Here is a 16,312-nt window from a genome sequence, read left to right as displayed (position 1 = left end):
ATGGGTTTATTCCACGTTGTAACTAAAGGTCGCGGTAAAACGTTGCTTGTTCTTGCCGGAGAACGCGTCCGAGGGAAACGGTGAAACTTTCTCCACGCGGCGCAAACTGGTTTGCGCCGCGCGATTGAGCAACATGTTCGGCGCCTTGTTTTCGATGCCACTGTCGAGCACGTTGCCGGCCCGATCGACTTCCAGCCAGATCACCACATCGCCCTGGGGACGTTGCAGCGAGGCCTCGCGGCCGCTGGGGTATTGCTTGTGCTTTTCCAGTTCCTTGCGCAAAGCGGCGGTGTACAGGCTTTCCTTGATTGCACTGGCGGGCGCCGCAGGTGCGGGGGCCGGAGCCGGTGCGGGAGCCGCTGGCGCCACCACCGGTTGCGGTGCTGCAACCACCGCCGGCTGCGGCGCGGGGGCACTCCTGGCCACCTGAGCCGGAGCCGGCTTGGGTGGTTGCGGCTTGGCCAGCAACGGCTTGGGCGCTGGGGGCTTGGGCTTGACCACCGGCTTGGGCTTGGGCGGCTCGATCACCAGCGGCTCTTCCTCGGGCACCACCAGCGGTGGCTCGGGCTCGATCGGCAGCGGCTCGGGCTCAGGCGGTGGTGGCTCTGCCGCGGCCACCAGTTCCGCCGCATCCACCAGGGCAATTTCCACCGTGCTTTCGTCGTACACCGGCTTGATCTGCAACTGTTGCAACTGACTGGCATAGATCACCAGCAACAACAGGCCGGCCGGCAGCAGGCACGCCAGCCACTTGCGAGTTCTATATAAACCGAACATGGCGTCAGGACTTGCGCGTAGCGATGGAGACGGAAGAGAAGCCATTGCCCTTGAGCAAGTCCATCACCGAAACCAGGCGTTTAACTTCCACGCCCTGATCGCTGTTGATAATGATCACCAACTTTTCGCTGCCGTTGTTCAGCACTTTAAGTTGTGCCAACAGCGCCCCTTCATCCAGGTCCTGGCCGTCGAGTTGCAGGCGTTCTTGCAGCCCCAGGGTAATCACCGCCTTGTTTTGCGGCTTCAATTGTTGCGCGGTACTGGCCACCGGCAACTGCGTCTTGATTCCCACGGCGGGAATCACGTTGAGACTGATCAGTACGAAGAACACCAGGAGAAACATCATCACATCGATCATCGGAATGATTTCGATGTGGGCCTTCTTCTTTTTTGCGACATCCCAGCTGCGCATCGTCTTGCTCCCGCTTCAGCCTTCCCTCCCTTGTGAGAGCTGAATCACAACCCTCGCCGATCCTGACCATGTGCTCAGGAATCCGCAGATCATCCGCGCCTGATATAACGGTTTGGTGACAGAAAGGTGTGATATCGATGAATGTTCGGGAGCTCTGGGACGGGCCTTTCAGCGCAGGACTATGAACCTGCCGAGGACTTGGTGCTGTTCGAACCCTAAGGCCGCCTGCAGGGAATCGAGGACCGCCTGAGGGTCCTTGCTGGAGAAACTGCCACTGACCCGGCGCGCTGCCAGTTGGTCATTGAGCAGCAGGATGCGTCCGGGGAAATAGCGCCGCAGGTCCTGCACCACCTCGGCCAGGGGCGCGTGGTAGTAGTTCAGCCAACCCTGGCGCCAGGCCAGTTGCGCTTCGCTGTCGACACCCTGCAACGGGGTCGCCTGGCCATGACCGTACGCCACCTGCTGGCCGGCACCGAGCACCTGCTGCGCCGCGCCTTTGGCGGCGGTGACCGCGACACGCCCGGACAGCACCGTGACCTGGGCACCGTCGGCTTGCAGACGCACTTCGAACTGGGTGCCCAGGACCCGCGCTTCGCCCTCCCCGGCCGCCACCACAAAGGGCGCGCCCGTGTGGCTGACGCTGAAGAAACCAGCGCCACGACGCAACTGCACATGCCGTTCGCCGTGGCGGAAGTCCACGGCAATGGCGCTGTCGGCGTCCAGGGTGACCTGACTCTGGTCGGCAAGAATCACCGTGCGTACCTGACCCGGCGCGGAAACGTAATCGGCGCCCAGGTCATCGAGCCAACGGCCCGGTTGCCAGCCGGCGCCCAGGGCGATCACCAGCAGCACACTGGCGGCCATGGCCAACCCTGCCGACCAGCGCCGTCGGGCCCGAGCACGGGCTCCGTCCATGGCACGCAGCAGGCCCTGCAGGGCCAAGGCGTCTTCATCCGCCAGGGTCCGCGCCGGCTGTTCACTCAACTCCCACAGCACCTGGGCCTGGGCATAGGCTTCGACGTGGGCCGGATCGGCCTGCAGCCATTGGCTGAAGGTGGCCTGGTCGCCACTGCTGGGCTGATCGTGGAGCAGGCTCAGCCAGGCCAGGGCGGCCTGTTCCTGGGCCGGCGTCGGGATGACACGGGAGCGCTGATTCACGGTGCATTCCTTGGCGTGCGCGGGGGCGCAGGTTCCCGCAGGCTGGCCTTGCAGGCTTCGAGGGCGCGCATCATGTGTTTTTCCACGGCGCTTTGGGACAGGCCCATGACCTTGGCGATCTCGGCGTACTTGCGCCCGTGGATACGGTTGAGCAGGAAGATCTGCCGGGTTCGCTGCGGCAGGCTGCGCAGGGCGGCCTCCACGTGTCGCAAGTCATTGCCGGCTTCCAGGGCGGCCTGGGGCTCGCTGCCCTGGTTGTCCTGCTGTTCCGGTAGCCAGCCTTCACTGACCCGCACCCGCGCGCCTTCGCTGCGCAAGTGATCGATGGCAATGTTGCCGGCGCAGCGCAGCAGGTAGGTGCTGAGCTCTTCGACCTGCACCAGGGGCCGGCGCCAGAAGCGCAGGAACAGGTCCTGCACCAGGTCCGCGGCGGTGGCCCGGCAGCCGACCCGGCGGCTGACCAAGGCTTCCATCTGCGAACGCTGGGACAGGAACACCTGCAGAAAATGCGCACGACTGCCCCGCAGATCGGGGTGATCCAGGTCGCTGGGTTCCGGTGGCAGGGCGCTCATCACGGGCCGCTCCCTCAGAACCGGGCCAGGGCCGCGAGGGGGCAGGCCAACAGACTGGCCCCCGCCATCGACAGCACCAGACGCGGGCGATAGGGCAGCAGCAACACCAGCAGCAAGGCACTGCACATCAGCACGGCGCACCACTGCACCAGCCCCAGGCTCCAGCCGGTGCCCTGCACTGCCGCCGCCAGCGACAGGCCCAGCAACAACCAGCCTCCCAGGCGCAGGCCCTGTTGGCGCCGAGTCGTGGGCTTGTGCCCCAGGAGTTCACCGTGATGCCGGTCCAGGGACAGGCACAGGCCGGTGAATCCGCTAAAACACAACAGCAGCGCCAGCAACATCAGTTCACCTCGGTGTCAGGGGGCAGAGGCCGCTGCCGGGCCGGTGTTTGCTGGCCGCGATGCAGCTTGCGCGCAGCCCAGGCCAGGAACAGGCCACTGCTCAGGCAGGCCAGGTCGAAGCCCGCCAGCATCCAGTCGCCACGCACCATGAAGCCGTCCATCAGGCTCGGGCTGGTCACAGCGTCCAGCAAGGGGATGCTGGAGAACAGCAAGGCGGCGAGGCTCAATTGCTCGACCCAGGCACGCCGCCCGGGCCGGACCACGGCATGCACCAGGCTCAGGCCCCACAGGATGAAGAAGCTGTTGACCTCCCACTCGGCGCGCTCGGCGAAGGCTGCCGGCAACAGCCGGTTGGCCCAGAAGAAGCCGGCCACCGCCAGCACCAGCCCGGACATGCTGGCAATGTTCAGCACTTCCACCAGGCGCAGCTCGAAGGGCATGACCCCGCTCTTGGCGTGCTTGAGCTGGCGCTTGCCCAGCCAGATCACCAGCCCGGTGCCGATCATCGCGGTGCTCGCCAGGCCGCAGATAAAGTACAGCCAGCGCAACACCGGACCGGCGAACAGGCCCATGTGCAAGCCATAGAAACTGCCGCCGATGGCCATGGGCAGGGACTGTTCGGGGCTGGCGTCCAACGGCTGGCCAGTGACCCCGTTGAACGACACGCTGCTGCCAAGATCCCGGGCCACCCGGTCGGCGCTGTGGCGCATGACGTGCACCGACGCATTCACATCCCCCGGGTGGTTGACCACCAGGCGCTGCGCATGGCCCCCCGGCCACTGTGCCAAGGCTTGCTTGAGCAGCGGGTCCAGGGCCGTCAGCGCTGCCGGCTGCCCAGCCGCCGGGATGCTGTTGCTGGCCGGCCGCAAGTCCTTGAAGAACGCATTGCTGTCACCCTTGTAGGCCACCAGGATGCTCGCCGGCATGACCATGGACATGAAGATCACCAGGCTGCTGTAGGTGATCATCAAGTGGAATGGCAGCACCAGCACACCCACCGCGTTGTGCCCGTCGAGCCAGGTGCGCTGGCCCTTGCGGGGCCGGAAGGTGAAGAAGTCCTTGAAGATTTTCTTGTGGATGATGATGCCGCTGATCAGGGCCACGAACATCACCATGGCGGCCAGGGTCGACAACCAGCGGCCCCAGGGATAAGGCATTTGCAACTGGAAGTGGAAGCGGTAGAAGAACTCGCCGCCACGGGTATCGCGCACCTGCAGTTCGCTGCCGGTGCTGGGGTCCAGGAGTTTTTCCGTGAACTCGCCGCGCTCGCCCGGGGCGCTCGGCGCCTGCCAGGCCACCGATAGCAGCGGCTGGCGCGCATCGGGCAGGGTAATGAACCAGCGCTGCGCGCCCTGGCCGTGCTGTTCCAGGTAACGCTGGGCCAGATCCAGGCTGATATCGGCATGCACGGCCCGAACCGGGGCCTCCGGCTGCATCCAGTGGGTAATTTCCTCCTTGAAGTAGGACAGGGTTCCGGTGAAGAAAATCGCGAACAGCAACCAGCCGAACACCAGCCCCGCCCAGGTGTGCAGCCAGGCCATGGACTGACGCAAACCTTCCTTCATGGCAAGGCCACCCAATAGGCGCTGCCGGCGACCAGCGCCAGCACCAGGCTTGGCAGCAACAGGCCGAACCAGGCCTGCCAGGCAGTGCGACAGGCGAAGCACCAGAGCACCGCCAAGAGATAGAACACAAAGGAGGCCATCATCCCGCTGAGCACGGCGTCGGCCCGGGGAATGGGCAGCAGCAGGGTCAGGCAGACGCTGGACAGCGCCGCCAGCAGGTAACCACCCAGGACCGCGGCACAGACCCGCGAGACCACTGCCAGACGATAGGAAGCGGGAACTCCGCCGGCCTTGCTTTTCATGTTTGAACCTTGCAGCGAGGGGATGCCCGGGGCACTGCGCAGGCCGTCGGGGAGAAACAGGCGCACAATACTAATGATAAATATTCTCATGTGCAAAAAAACACCGACAACGCGGCCCATTTCTGTCGGTACGGGCTGATTGCCGAATGCCCTGTCTCAACACTACAATGCGAACAATTCTTGTTCTCTTATGCGCCTTGTGGGTGCAGGAGCGTCCGACTTGTCCCATTGCGCTACCGTCGAAGGCCTCTACCAAGCCCATCACAGCTGGCTGAACACTTGGTTGCGGCGCCGGCTCGGCTGCCCCCACAGTGCCGCCGACCTGGCCCAGGACACCTTTATTCGCGTGCTCAGCGCCCGGGAAACACCGCCCCTGATCGAGCCCCGGGCGTTTCTCACCACCATCGCCAAACGGGTGCTGTTCAACCACTACCGACGCCAGGACCTGGAGCGGGCCTATCAGGAAACCCTGGCGCAGATGCCGGAACAGGTGGCCCCCTCCGAGGAGGAACGGGCCATCATCCTGCAGACCCTGATGGAGCTGGACGCCTTGCTCGACAGCCTGCCACGCCCGGTCAAGCGGGCCTTTCTGCTGTGTCAGCTCGATGGCCTGACCTACGGCCAGATTGCCGAGCAATTGAACATCTCCATCGCCACAGTCAAACGTCATCTGAACAAAGCCGCCATGCGTTGTTATTTCGCCCTGTGAGCCCCTCGATGAATCCACACCTCAATGGCCAGCCCGACTTCAGCAACGCCGTGGCCGAACAGGCCGTGCACTGGCTGATCGAAATGCAAGGCGGCCCCTTGAGCCCACGCCAGCAAGCGGCCTGGCAGCAATGGCACGACGCCCATAGCGAACACCAGCGAGCCTGGGCGCATATCCAACGGGTCAATCAGCGCTTGCGCGGCTTGTCCTCGCCCCTGGCCCACGCGGCCTTGAATGCACCGAAATCCGCCAGCCGGCGCCAGGCCCTGAAGCTGTTGCTGATTCTCGGTGCCGGCTCGGCCGCCGCCTGGGGCCTGCGGGAACACAACCCGCTGCCGCCGCTGTTGGCGGACTACCGCAGCTCCCTGGGCCAGCGGCGCACCTTGCAACTGAGCGATGGCAGCCAGTTGCAACTCAACACCAGCAGCGCGGTGGATGTGCGTTTCGATGGACAGCAACGACTGATCCGCCTGCTGGAGGGCGAGATCATGCTCAGCGCCGGCCAGGACGCCCGGCCGCTGGTGGTACAGACCGCCCAGGGGCAGGTCCGCCCCGCTGCCGCACGAATCAACCTGCGCCAGTTCAAGGAGCACAGCCAGTTGGCGGTGTTTTCCGGAACGGTCAGCGTGACGCCGGCGCACTACAGCGCAATGCCGCCTCAGGTAGCGGCCGGACAACAACTGAACTTCACCCACAGCAACTGGCAGCCGCCCCGGGCCCTGGATGCCGGCAGCGGTGCCTGGAACGAAGGCATGCTGGTGGCGGCCCATATGCGCCTGGCGGATTTCCTCGACGAGTTGGGGCGCTACCGTCGTGGCCAGTTGAACTGCGATGCCCAGGTGGCGGACCTGCTGATCTCAGGCAGTTATCCCCTGGATGACAGCGAGCGGATTCTCGACCTGCTGGCCATTAGCCTGCCGGTCAGGGTGCGGCGCTTTACCCGCTATTGGGTCACGGTCGAGGCCCGGGCCTGATTGTCGGGAACCACCATCCGTCGCTGGTTCTTTCGCTCAGGAAGATTTTTTCATGGCCGTTGAGCCGTTTTGCCCGGCTCGGGTGACAGAGAGGGAAAGCCACCTTGATTCCCCCTTCTCAGGATCGCCGTTCATGACCGAGCAACCCATCCGCCTCACGCCCCTGGCCCGTACCCTGCGTCACCTGTTGCTGGGCGCCAGCCTGAGTCTTGCCAGCCTGCCCCAGGTCCTGGCCGCCACCACCGAGACCAAGCCTTACCACATTGCCCCGACCAGCCTGGAAAGCGCGCTGAACCAGTTCGGTCGTGAAGCCGGGGTGCTGATCTCCTTCGGCTCAGAGGTCACCCGTGGCGTGCAAAGTCGTGGCCTGGAAGGTAACTACAGCCCGGAACAGGGCCTCAAAGCCCTGCTGCAAGGCACCGGCCTGCAAGCCCGGGCCGAGGGCCAGAATGCCTTCAGCCTGCAACCGGCCAACCCCGAGGCAGCCCCGGCGTCGGTGCAACTGGAGACCTCCAGCGTGGTCGGTGACTGGCTCGGCGATGCCCAGCAGAGCGATGTCTTCGAGCACCCCGGCGCCCGGGACGTGATTCGGCGGGAAGAGTTCGAGCGTCAGGGCGCGACCCAGGCCCGGGATGTGCTCAATCGGATTCCCGGGGTCAATGCACCGGACAACAACGGCACCGGCAGCCACGACATGGCCCTGAACTTCGGCATTCGCGGCCTCAATCCGCGTCTGGCCTCGCGCTCCACGGTGCTGATGGACGGCATACCGGTACCGTTCGCCCCCTACGGTCAGCCGCAACTGTCGTTTGCCCCCATCAGCATGGGCAACATGGATGCCGTGGACGTGGTGCGTGGCGGCGGCGCCGTGCGCTACGGCCCGCAGAACGTCGGCGGCATCGTCAACTTCGTGACCCGGGCGATTCCCGATGCGCCAACGGTCAAGGGCGGTTTTCAGACCGAGACCAGCCCCTCCTCCAGCCATGACGGTTTCAAGACCAGCGCCAACCTGCTGGCCGGCGGCACGGCCGACAATGGCCTGGGTGGCGCCCTGCTGTACTCCGGCACCCGCGGCGGCGACTGGCGCGAACACAGCGACACGCAGATCGACGACCTGATTCTCAAAGGCAAGTACCAGCTCGACGAGGCCAACAGCTTCAATGCCATGGCCCAGTACTACGAGGGTGAAGCGGACATGCCCGGCGGCCTGAACGTGGCGGACTACAAGGCCGATCCGTATCAGTCCACCCGTCCCTATGACAAATTCTGGGGCCGGCGCACGATGTTCAATGTCGGTTATCGCTATCAGGAAGATCGCCGGGAGTTCACCGTCAACAGTTTCTTCACCAAGACCCTGCGCAGCGGCTATCTGGACCAGGGCAGCTTCCTCTCCCTGTCACCCCGCGAGTACTGGGTCCGTGGCCTGGAAACCCGCTTCGCCCAGGGCTTCGACTTGGGGGACAGCAGCCATGAAGTGGGCGTCGGTTACCGCTACATCAACGAAGCCGGGCATGAACTGCGCTATCGCACGCCGTTGACCGCCAACCAGCAACTGCCCACCACCAACAGTCGCAACGACCGGGATACCCGTGGCGGCACCGAGGCCCACGCATTTTTCGTCGACGACCGGATCGATATCGGCAAGTGGACCCTGACCCCGGGCATCCGCTACGAGATGATCGAGTCCCAGCAGAGCAACAACCTCACCCACGTCAAATACCAGGGCGACTACAACACCGCGCTGCCGGCGCTGAATGTGCTGTATCACCTCAACGAGAGCTGGAACCTCTACGCCAATACCGAAGGCTCCTTCGGCAGCGTGCAATACAGCCAGATGCCCAACCGGGTGGCCAGCGGCGAGGTCAAACCGGAAAAAGCCCGCACCTGGGAACTGGGCACCCGCTATGACGATGGCAACCTGCGGGCGGAGATCGGCGCCTTCCTGATCAACTTCGACAACCAGTACGACAGCAACCAGACCAACGACACGGTGATCGCCCGGGGCGAAACCCGCCACCAGGGCATCGAGAGCAGCATCAACTACGCCCTGGACGGCCTCGATCCGGCGCTGGCCGGTTTCAATGTCTATGCCACCTATGCCTACGTCGATGCCACGATTCGTGAGGACGGTCCGAACAAGGGCAACCGCGTGCCCTTCTCCTCCAAGCACAAGGGCACCCTGGGGGTGAGCTACACCGAAGGTCCGTGGAAGCTCAACCTCGACAGCAGCTACCAGAGCAGCCAGTTCGCCGACAACGCCAACACCTCGCGTGAAAGTGCCGACGGCAGCAACGGCCGCATCCCCGGCTACATGCTGTTCAGCACCCGCGCCGGCTACGACTTCGGCCCGCAGCTGTCTGACCTGAATGTCGCGGTGGGCGTGAAGAACATCTTCAACCACCAGTACTTCACCCGCTCCTTCGACGACAACAACAAGGGCAAGTACGTGGGTGAGCCACGCACGCTCTATGTACAAACGTCAGTGGCGTTCTGACTTTTCTCGCCACAAAACAAAACGGGCCTGCAATGCAGGCCCGTGGGTTGGGGGAGAAACTCAGCCGTCAGCTATTGAGCGCGGCCTGTTGGTTTTCCAGGAATTCTTCTTCGAGCAGGGCATCCGCCTCGGTGCCGTCACTGCTGGGCACGGCCGCCGCACGTTTGCCGCGCAATTTACCGAACATGTGCTCCAGGGCACTTTCCAGCTTGATGGTCGCACCATCAATGGCCTGTTCCAGGGTGTCGGCCTTATGGGTCACGGAAATCGGCTGGTGACCTTTCGGACGGGCTTCCAGCTGGCAGCGCATATCGTCCGGACCTGACTTGCCACCGTTCTCGTCCCGCAGGTGGACCACGACCCGGGTCAGGTCTTCTTCGTAGCGTTCGAGCGTGCTTTCAACGGTGCTGCGCACCCACTCCTCCAACCGAAGGCTGCTTTGAATATGGTTATCGCTATGGACTTGGATTTGCATAGTTCTTCCCTTATTTCAGCTTGCTCGTAAGAGGGTCAAGGCAGGACGTTTGGACCTGCATTTCGTGACCTCTTGATTACACAATTAGGCACGGCGGCGAACATTTCAACCCCTTAAAAAAGATAAATATTCATACGCAAATAAAGCCGGACAAACTGCAAAGGCGCTGTTAAGGTCGGGAGTTAGCTCGATTCGGCCCCCTCGCTCAAACCCTCACAATTGCCCCTCTCCCAGGGGGTGCAGACCGCGAAAGATCTCCGCTTCTTCCACCAGCCAGTCATGCACCGCACGCACACCCGGATGGCTCAGGGCGCCCGGTGCATAGAGCAGCACATAACGCTTGTGATTGGGCACCGCCAGACCGAAAGGCACGATCAGGGTGCCGCGCTCCAGTTCGTCATTGAGCAGGGTGCGCCGGGCAATCGCCACGCCCATGCCGGCGATCGCCGCCTCGATGGTCAGGTGGTTGCGGTTGAAGGTGTGGCCACGACGCACATCCGCGCCCTCGAAACCGATGGCATTCAGGTAGAACTCCCATTCGGCGTATTCAAAGCTGCCGCGCCAGGCGGTGATGTCGTGCAGCAAGGGGAAATGCGCCAGGTCCGCCGGCCCGTGCAGCGGCGGACGGCCCCGCAGCAGACTCGGCGCGCAGACCGGGAAGATCTGCTCGTCCAGCAACGCGGTGGACTGCAAGCCGGGGTAGCTGCCGTCGTTCAGGTCGATGGCCAGGTCGAAGTCGCCTTCGTGCAAGGCCACGCTGCTGTCTTCGGCCACCAGCCGCAGCTGGATCTCCGGATAACGCTGTTGCAGCCGCGGCAGGCGCGGGGTCAGCCACTTGCCGAGAAACGAGGGGATCGAACGCAGACGCAGGGTGCCACTGATCATTCCCGCGTCCAGGCGCCGCAGCTCCGCATCGATGCTGCCGTAGGCCTCGCTCACCGTCAGCGCCAGGCGCTGGCCTTCGGCACTCAGTTCCACACCCCGGGGCCGACGGTGAAACAGGCGCAGACCCAGGCGCTCTTCCAACTGACGGATCTGCTGGCTGACCGCGCCGGGCGTGATGTGCAGTTCTTCAGCACAACGGGTAAAGGACAGGTGCCGCGCGGCACAGGAAAACACATGCAGCCAGACATAGGTCTGGGCATGAAACTGACGGCTCATCGTTTAGTCCTGCTAAAGGATCTCTTAGGAAGTTTCGTTGGTCAGTTCCGACCGACCCGGGCAGTATCGCCGACATTGCGCTTGGCCTACAAAAAATGGCAGCGATCCACCTTCCATTGCTTGTAAGGCTTTAGCATGGCTATCAGTGTTTTCGATCTTTTCAAAGTCGGTATCGGTCCCTCCAGTTCCCACACCGTGGGCCCGATGCGCGCCGCCGCCACCTTCGCCCAGGCGCTGTTCGACCTGGGCCTGGAGGATCAGGTACAGCGGGTGCAGATCCGCCTTTACGGCTCCCTCTCCGCCACCGGTGTCGGCCATGCCACCGACCGCGCCAGCGTCATGGGACTGATGGGCGAATGGCCCGACAGCATAGACCCGGGCAGCATCGGCCCACGCATCCAGCAACTGCGCGACAGCGGCCAATTGCTGCTGGGGGGGCGCACGAACATCGCCTTCGACTGGCAACAGGACCTGCTCCTGCTGGACCAAAGCCTGCCCTACCACCCCAACGCCATGTCCCTGACCGCCTCAGGCGAGCAAGGCACGCTGCTGGAACAGACCTACTACTCGGTAGGTGGTGGTTTCATCATCGAGGCCGCCCAGGTCGAGGCCGGAACTGAAGCCGGCGCCAGCGTCGAATTGCCTTACGACTTCAACAGCGCTGCTGAACTGCTGGCGCTGTGCAAGACCCACAAGCTGCGGGTCGGCGAGCTGATGCTGGCCAACGAAAGGGCTTGGCGCAGCGACGCCGAAATCCGTAGCGGCCTGCTGCATATCTGGTCGGTGATGCGCGAATGCGTCGAACAGGGCCTGCGCCACGAAGGCATCCTGCCTGGCGGCCTCGATGTCCCGCGGCGCGCCGCCAAGCTGCACCGCAGCCTGCTGGAAATCGGCAAGCCGAATGTCATCACCTCGACCCTCTCGGCCATGGAGTGGGTCAACCTCTACGCCCTGGCGGTAAACGAGGAAAACGCCGCCGGCGGGCGCATGGTCACCGCTCCTACCAACGGTGCAGCGGGGATCATCCCGGCGGTGCTGCACTACTACATGAAGTTCAATCCCCAGGCCTCTGACGACGACGTCGTGAACTTTTTCCTCGGTGCCGCGGCAGTGGGCATCCTGTGCAAGAAGAACGCCTCTATTTCCGGCGCCGAAGTCGGCTGCCAGGGCGAAGTGGGCTCGGCCTGCGCCATGGCCGCCGCGGGTTTGGCGGAAGTCCTCGGCGCCACCCCCGAGCAACTGGAAAACGCCGCCGAGATCGGCCTGGAACACAACCTCGGCCTGACCTGCGACCCGGTGGGCGGGCTGGTGCAGGTGCCCTGCATCGAGCGCAACGCGATTGCCGCGGTGAAAGCGATCAACGCCACCCAGATGGCCCTGCGCGGCGACGGCAAACACTTCATTTCCCTGGACCGGGTGATCCGCACCATGCGCGATACCGGCGCCGACATGCATGACAAATACAAAGAAACTTCACGGGGCGGCCTGGCAGTGAGCTGGGTGGAATGCTGAGGAGCCTTCCCTGACCGTCCGTAACACGTGAGCCCGAGCAAAAATAATAACGAGGCGATACCGATGACCGATGTACCCACACCTGCTGCCGAAAACCCCACAGTAGCCACACCCCGCGACACCGCAACAGCCCGGCAAGGCTGGAGCAAGCACGACACCACCTGGATGCTCGGCCTGTATGGCACCGCCATCGGCGCCGGCACCCTGTTCCTGCCGATCAACGCCGGGGTCGGTGGCTTCTGGCCATTGATCGTGCTGGCGCTGCTGGCCTTCCCCATGACCTTCTTCGCTCACCGCGGCCTGACCCGTTTCGTCCTCTCCGGGCGCTCCGGGGACATCACCGAGGTGGTGGAAGAACACTTCGGGGTCGGTGCCGGCAAGCTGATCACCCTGCTCTACTTCTTCGCCATCTTCCCGATCCTGCTGGTGTACAGCGTGGCCCTGACCAACACCCTGGGCAACTTCATGGAGCACCAGCTGCACATGACCCCGCCGCCTCGGGCGCTGCTGTCGCTGCTGCTGATCCTCGGCCTGATGGCCATCGTGCGTTGCGGCCAGGACGTGATCGTGCGGGCCATGAGCCTGCTGGTCTATCCGTTCGTCGCCGCCTTGCTGCTACTGGCCCTGAGCCTGATTCCCAACTGGAACGGCGCGTTCTTCGCTTCGGCCGGCGAGGGCATGCCCCTGCCGCTGTTCTTCAAGACCTTGTGGCTGGCGATTCCGGTGATGGTGTTCTCCTTCAACCATTCGCCGATCATCTCGGCCTTCGCCCTGGATCAGAAACGCCATTACGGCGCCCAGGCCGAACGCAAGAGCAGCGGCATCCTGGCCACGGCCCACGCCATGATGGTGCTGACGGTGATGTTCTTCTGCTTCAGCTGCGTGCTGGCCCTGTCGCCGGCGGACCTGGTGGCGGCCAAGGAACAGAACATCTCGATCCTGTCGTACCTGGCCAACCACTTCCAGACCCCGGTCATCGCCTACGCCGCACCGCTGATCGCCCTGGTGGCCATTACCAAGTCGTTCCTGGGCCACTACATCGGCGCCAGCGAAGGCTTCCAGGGGCTGATCGTAAAAAACCTGCGGGGGCGCTCGCTGTCGTCCACCCGCCTGGAAAAGATCACCGCGCTGTTCATGATCCTCACTTGCTGGGCCGTGGCCACCTTCAACCCGAGCATCCTGCACATTATCGAGACCATGGGCGGACCGGTGATCGCCTGCCTGCTGTTCCTGATGCCGATGTACGCGATCCAGCGGGTGCCTTCGCTGCGCCAGTATTCGGGCCAGCTGTCGAACCTGTTCGTGGTGCTGATCGGCCTGATCGCACTGTCTGCGATCATTTACTCGGTCGTGCCCTGAAACGGGCAGGAATAAAAAAAGCGGACCTTGTGGTCCGCTTTTTTGTCCCCGCAATCATTGCCCGGCGAGGTTCCCGGCATGCCCCTTGCTTTGTTCATCCTTGAGCAACACGGACGTAGGCAAACCTCGGCAAACGACCGGCCAGCGGTCTGGAATCGCGAACTAATTCCGCGCCCTGCCAGTCAATGACTGCACGATCCAATCAGGCGGTGACGCATCATGGACAACCCCTTTCAACTGATTACCGACACCTTCACCCCGGATTATCAGGTCAACCTGAGCATCCAGGGCCTGGACGGCAGCATCATGCTGACCTTGTCCCAGGCCGGCCGGGTGGTGGCCAAGCGCATGATCAGCGCAGCCCAGCGCAATGACCCGCAGCGCATCAAGCGCCTGGTGCAAAGCATTCAATTCGGCATCGCCATCGAGCAAGGCCACAGCGCCGTAGCCATCCTCGAAGCCATGACCAACGGCGACAGCCTCGCACTGCTGCCGTCCGCTGGCCATAAGCCCGCGCCCCAGGCCTTGCGTTTCTAGAGCTCGCCCTTCTCCACTTCCGGGTGCTCGCCGGAGCCCGCGCCGATCTTGCGTTGCGGATGTTCGATCTTCACCGAGGGAAACTGCGACGAGGCGTAGCGCACCACCAGAATGGCGAAGGCCAGCAGCAGGATGCCGCCACACAGGTAGATGATCCCCAGGTCTGGCGGGCTGTGGTGCGAGACGTTGGAAATCAGTAGCCGGGTCAGCGCGGTGATCGCCACGTAGATCAGGAAACGCACTGGCATATGGTTGGTCTTGAAGTAGATACCGACCATCGCCCCCAATTCCAGGTAGATGAACAGCAGCAGGATGTCATCGATCTTGATGTGGCCTGCCTCAAGCATCTGCAGGAATTCCATCACCGCCGCCCAGGCAGTCACCGCGCCAATGGCGAACAGCGCCAGGTAATGGAACGACTCGACAAACAGGTTGCCCAGGGACTCGGCCAGTTGATGGACGTTCTGCCGTAGGTTCTCGGCCCAATTGATTTTCACGATGGTTCTTCCTTAGGTCGGTTCGACCGGATGATGCGGATTGGACGTGACGGTTGTTCTGCATGCAGAAAAAAGGCCAGGAGCCGTCAATGAGATGGTGGCCGCCCGCAACGAGGCACGGCCCCATCACAATCGACCCGGGAAAAAAATTCCGTCTACATTAAAAAGCCACTATCCAAGGGAAAAGGATTCGCCTATTCTCTCGACCTGTATATAGATACAGTGCTTATACAGACCCATTATCGTGAAGGCATGTGAGGTGGTGAATGGCCGTCGAAGTGGTATACCGCAGCAGCCGAGATCTGGAGCGCTTGTTCATGGATAAAGCCGAAGCTGACCGTCATGACAAAATGCTCGAACTGGCTGAAGTGCTGGCGCAAGTGTTGCAAAAAGCCGTGCCGTCGCTGAGCGAGCAACAGGTGGAAGAAGCCGGGATCTACATGGCGAAGAACCGCGATGTATTCGCCAGGGCCTTCAAGAGCCAGCCGGATGCGTTGTCCGAATTGCTCAGCGCCCCCGCTCCCGCGCTGGAGGTGGTTGAAGCGCAGCAACCTGCTGAAGTCGAGGCGCCGACAAAACCGGCGAAAGCGGCCAAGGCAGCGAAATAGGCTTTACGCGAATTGAATAAGCTCTGTGTCCATGGCACAGGGCTTTTTTCATGTTTGCCGATCAAGGAGTGCCCGTGATGCAGCCGCCGGTCAAACGACTGCCGCGCCTCTCGGCTCGGGCAAATCGATCAGGTTGCGACGCAATATCGCAGTGATCTTGCCCATGAAAATCACGGGCAAATCGGTCGCGCCTCCATACAGATCGACCATTCCAACCTCAACCGCGCTGTCGACGATACTGGAGAACGCCTCGATATCTTCAGGCGCTATCAAAGCAACAAGGCTTTGTGGCAAATCATCTCCTCGACCATTCAATGCCAGTTGCGCTCCGGCCCTGTCCCAGGCCAGTAAACGATCTTTTTCCGGATAGTTCTCAAGGTGCTTTAGCAAGTCATCAACAGCAGGATGGGCAATACCTTTGCTCAGGCAGTAAGCCTCCAGGCACGCCGCAGCGTACAACTGCAGGTCCCTGACAGAACACCCGATCAATGGTTTGTCGGTATGGGCCTCGGTCATGGCACAACCTCCCACACCCTGCAGCCTGGCGAGCAGTATCCGGACGCTATATCCATGGCTTCCAGGATTCTGTCTTCAAGTTCTTCAGATGCGTCATGCCTGAGCAACGCCAGATAGTTGTACACCGCCTGCGCGCCAAAGCCCCGATCCCGGTACCGCTCAAGAAGCTGGCGTATCGATTGAATATCCGCACCTTTGCGCAACAGCGAAGCCAACTGCTCATCCAGGCCACTATCCAGCACTTGAGGCATCGTCGAATTCATTCCTTGTCGTTGGCCTTTGAGGGATCGGGCTCAGCGCGGCAACCTTTCCCGGGCCCTGATACTACAGAGGGCGAGCCAAA

Annotated in this window: 18 protein-coding genes and 1 pseudogene; 7 read left to right on the top strand and 12 right to left on the bottom strand. The window is 62.8% G+C overall.

Going from position 1 to position 16,312, the window contains the following annotated elements; genetic code table 11:
- Nucleotides 1-6: 6 nt before the first annotated feature.
- The 7 genes from PQT43_RS01315 to PQT43_RS01285 form a co-directional block, all read right to left on the bottom strand.
- On the bottom strand, nt 7-777 hold the full coding sequence (locus tag PQT43_RS01315) for an energy transducer TonB family protein (RefSeq protein WP_102878423.1): 771 nt from the start codon (nt 775-777) through the stop codon (nt 7-9).
- Nucleotides 778-781: 4 nt separating this feature from the next.
- A complete protein-coding gene (locus tag PQT43_RS01310) occupies nt 782-1,189 on the bottom strand; it encodes an ExbD/TolR family protein (RefSeq protein ID WP_060837609.1) in 408 nt (135 codons plus the stop codon).
- Nucleotides 1,190-1,357: 168 nt separating this feature from the next.
- A complete protein-coding gene (locus PQT43_RS01305) occupies nt 1,358-2,347 on the bottom strand; it encodes a FecR family protein (RefSeq protein ID WP_123393713.1) in 990 nt (329 codons plus the stop codon).
- Nucleotides 2,344-2,919 (bottom strand): RNA polymerase sigma factor, encoded by a 576-nt coding sequence (locus tag PQT43_RS01300; protein WP_102878420.1) that lies wholly within the window; start codon nt 2,917-2,919, stop codon nt 2,344-2,346. Before PQT43_RS01300 ends, PQT43_RS01305 begins: the two co-directional genes overlap by 4 nt.
- Nucleotides 2,920-2,933: 14 nt before the next feature.
- Nucleotides 2,934-3,260, bottom strand: coding sequence for a DUF3325 domain-containing protein (locus PQT43_RS01295; protein WP_102878419.1), 327 nt, complete (start codon nt 3,258-3,260; stop codon nt 2,934-2,936).
- Nucleotides 3,260-4,825 (bottom strand): PepSY-associated TM helix domain-containing protein, encoded by a 1,566-nt coding sequence (locus tag PQT43_RS01290; protein ID WP_272753410.1) that lies wholly within the window; start codon nt 4,823-4,825, stop codon nt 3,260-3,262. The genes PQT43_RS01295 and PQT43_RS01290 overlap by 1 nt, the downstream gene beginning before the upstream one ends.
- On the bottom strand, nt 4,822-5,127 hold the full coding sequence (locus PQT43_RS01285) for a DUF3649 domain-containing protein (protein WP_102861711.1): 306 nt from the start codon (nt 5,125-5,127) through the stop codon (nt 4,822-4,824). The genes PQT43_RS01290 and PQT43_RS01285 overlap by 4 nt, the downstream gene beginning before the upstream one ends.
- A 220-nt stretch (nt 5,128-5,347) precedes the next feature.
- Here PQT43_RS01285 and PQT43_RS01280 point away from each other — a divergent pair, with 220 nt between their 5' ends.
- The 3 genes from PQT43_RS01280 (at nt 5,348) to fecA (ending at nt 9,304) form a co-directional block, all read left to right on the top strand.
- A complete protein-coding gene (locus PQT43_RS01280) occupies nt 5,348-5,836 on the top strand; it encodes a sigma-70 family RNA polymerase sigma factor (protein ID WP_267269398.1) in 489 nt (162 codons plus the stop codon).
- An 8-nt stretch (nt 5,837-5,844) separates the two neighbouring features.
- The gene (locus PQT43_RS01275) at nt 5,845-6,810 is read left to right on the top strand and encodes a FecR domain-containing protein (protein ID WP_272753409.1); all 966 of its coding nucleotides are present in this window, start codon (nt 5,845-5,847) and stop codon (nt 6,808-6,810) included.
- Between the two features lie 133 nt (nt 6,811-6,943).
- Nucleotides 6,944-9,304 carry a TonB-dependent Fe(3+) dicitrate receptor FecA gene (fecA, locus tag PQT43_RS01270; RefSeq protein WP_267269397.1) on the top strand — a complete coding sequence of 787 codons (2,361 nt, stop codon included), beginning with the start codon at nt 6,944-6,946 and terminating at the stop codon, nt 9,302-9,304.
- Nucleotides 9,305-9,371: 67 nt separating this feature from the next.
- On the opposite strand, the gene PQT43_RS01265 is transcribed toward fecA, so the two are convergent.
- Nucleotides 9,372-9,779: an HPF/RaiA family ribosome-associated protein gene (locus PQT43_RS01265; protein ID WP_102861208.1), complete on the bottom strand. Its 408-nt coding sequence runs from the start codon at nt 9,777-9,779 to the stop codon at nt 9,372-9,374.
- A gap of 213 nt (nt 9,780-9,992) precedes the next feature.
- Nucleotides 9,993-10,940, bottom strand: a complete 948-nt coding sequence (locus PQT43_RS01260; RefSeq protein ID WP_102861207.1) for a LysR substrate-binding domain-containing protein — start codon at nt 10,938-10,940, stop codon at nt 9,993-9,995.
- A 135-nt stretch (nt 10,941-11,075) separates the two neighbouring features.
- On the opposite strand from PQT43_RS01260, the gene PQT43_RS01255 reads away from it, so the two are divergent.
- The 3 genes from PQT43_RS01255 (at nt 11,076) to PQT43_RS01245 (ending at nt 14,348) form a co-directional block, all read left to right on the top strand.
- Complete coding sequence (locus PQT43_RS01255) at nt 11,076-12,452, top strand: L-serine ammonia-lyase (RefSeq protein WP_102861206.1); 1,377 nt, start codon at nt 11,076-11,078, stop codon at nt 12,450-12,452.
- Nucleotides 12,453-12,515: 63 nt separating this feature from the next.
- A complete protein-coding gene (locus PQT43_RS01250; protein WP_170001137.1) occupies nt 12,516-13,811 on the top strand; it encodes a serine/threonine transporter in 1,296 nt (431 codons plus the stop codon).
- Between the two features lie 219 nt (nt 13,812-14,030).
- Nucleotides 14,031-14,348: a DUF3509 domain-containing protein gene (locus tag PQT43_RS01245; RefSeq protein ID WP_102861204.1), complete on the top strand. Its 318-nt coding sequence runs from the start codon at nt 14,031-14,033 to the stop codon at nt 14,346-14,348.
- Here the strand turns inward: PQT43_RS01245 and PQT43_RS01240 are convergent.
- Entirely contained in the window at nt 14,345-14,845 is a 501-nt protein-coding gene (locus PQT43_RS01240) for a phosphate-starvation-inducible protein PsiE (protein ID WP_102861203.1), read from the bottom strand. The genes PQT43_RS01245 and PQT43_RS01240 overlap by 4 nt on opposite strands.
- A gap of 266 nt (nt 14,846-15,111) precedes the next feature.
- On the opposite strand from PQT43_RS01240, the pseudogene PQT43_RS01235 reads away from it, so the two are divergent.
- Nucleotides 15,112-15,366 (top strand): annotated as a pseudogene (locus tag PQT43_RS01235) (YebG family protein); the annotation flags it as partial.
- 177 nt (nt 15,367-15,543) lie between these two features.
- On the opposite strand, the gene PQT43_RS01230 reads toward PQT43_RS01235, so the two are convergent.
- Nucleotides 15,544-15,969, bottom strand: coding sequence for a hypothetical protein (locus PQT43_RS01230; RefSeq protein WP_272753408.1), 426 nt, complete (start codon nt 15,967-15,969; stop codon nt 15,544-15,546).
- Nucleotides 15,966-16,232, bottom strand: coding sequence for a hypothetical protein (locus tag PQT43_RS01225; protein ID WP_272753407.1), 267 nt, complete (start codon nt 16,230-16,232; stop codon nt 15,966-15,968). Before PQT43_RS01225 ends, PQT43_RS01230 begins: the two co-directional genes overlap by 4 nt.
- Nucleotides 16,233-16,312 lie beyond the last annotated feature (80 nt).

Origin of the sequence: Pseudomonas sp. BLCC-B112 (assembly GCF_028550695.1) — a bacterium.
GTDB classification, from domain to species: domain Bacteria; phylum Pseudomonadota; class Gammaproteobacteria; order Pseudomonadales; family Pseudomonadaceae; genus Aquipseudomonas; species Aquipseudomonas danubii.
Note: the sequence above shows the minus strand (reverse complement) of the source record. Positions and strands in the feature narration are given on the sequence as shown.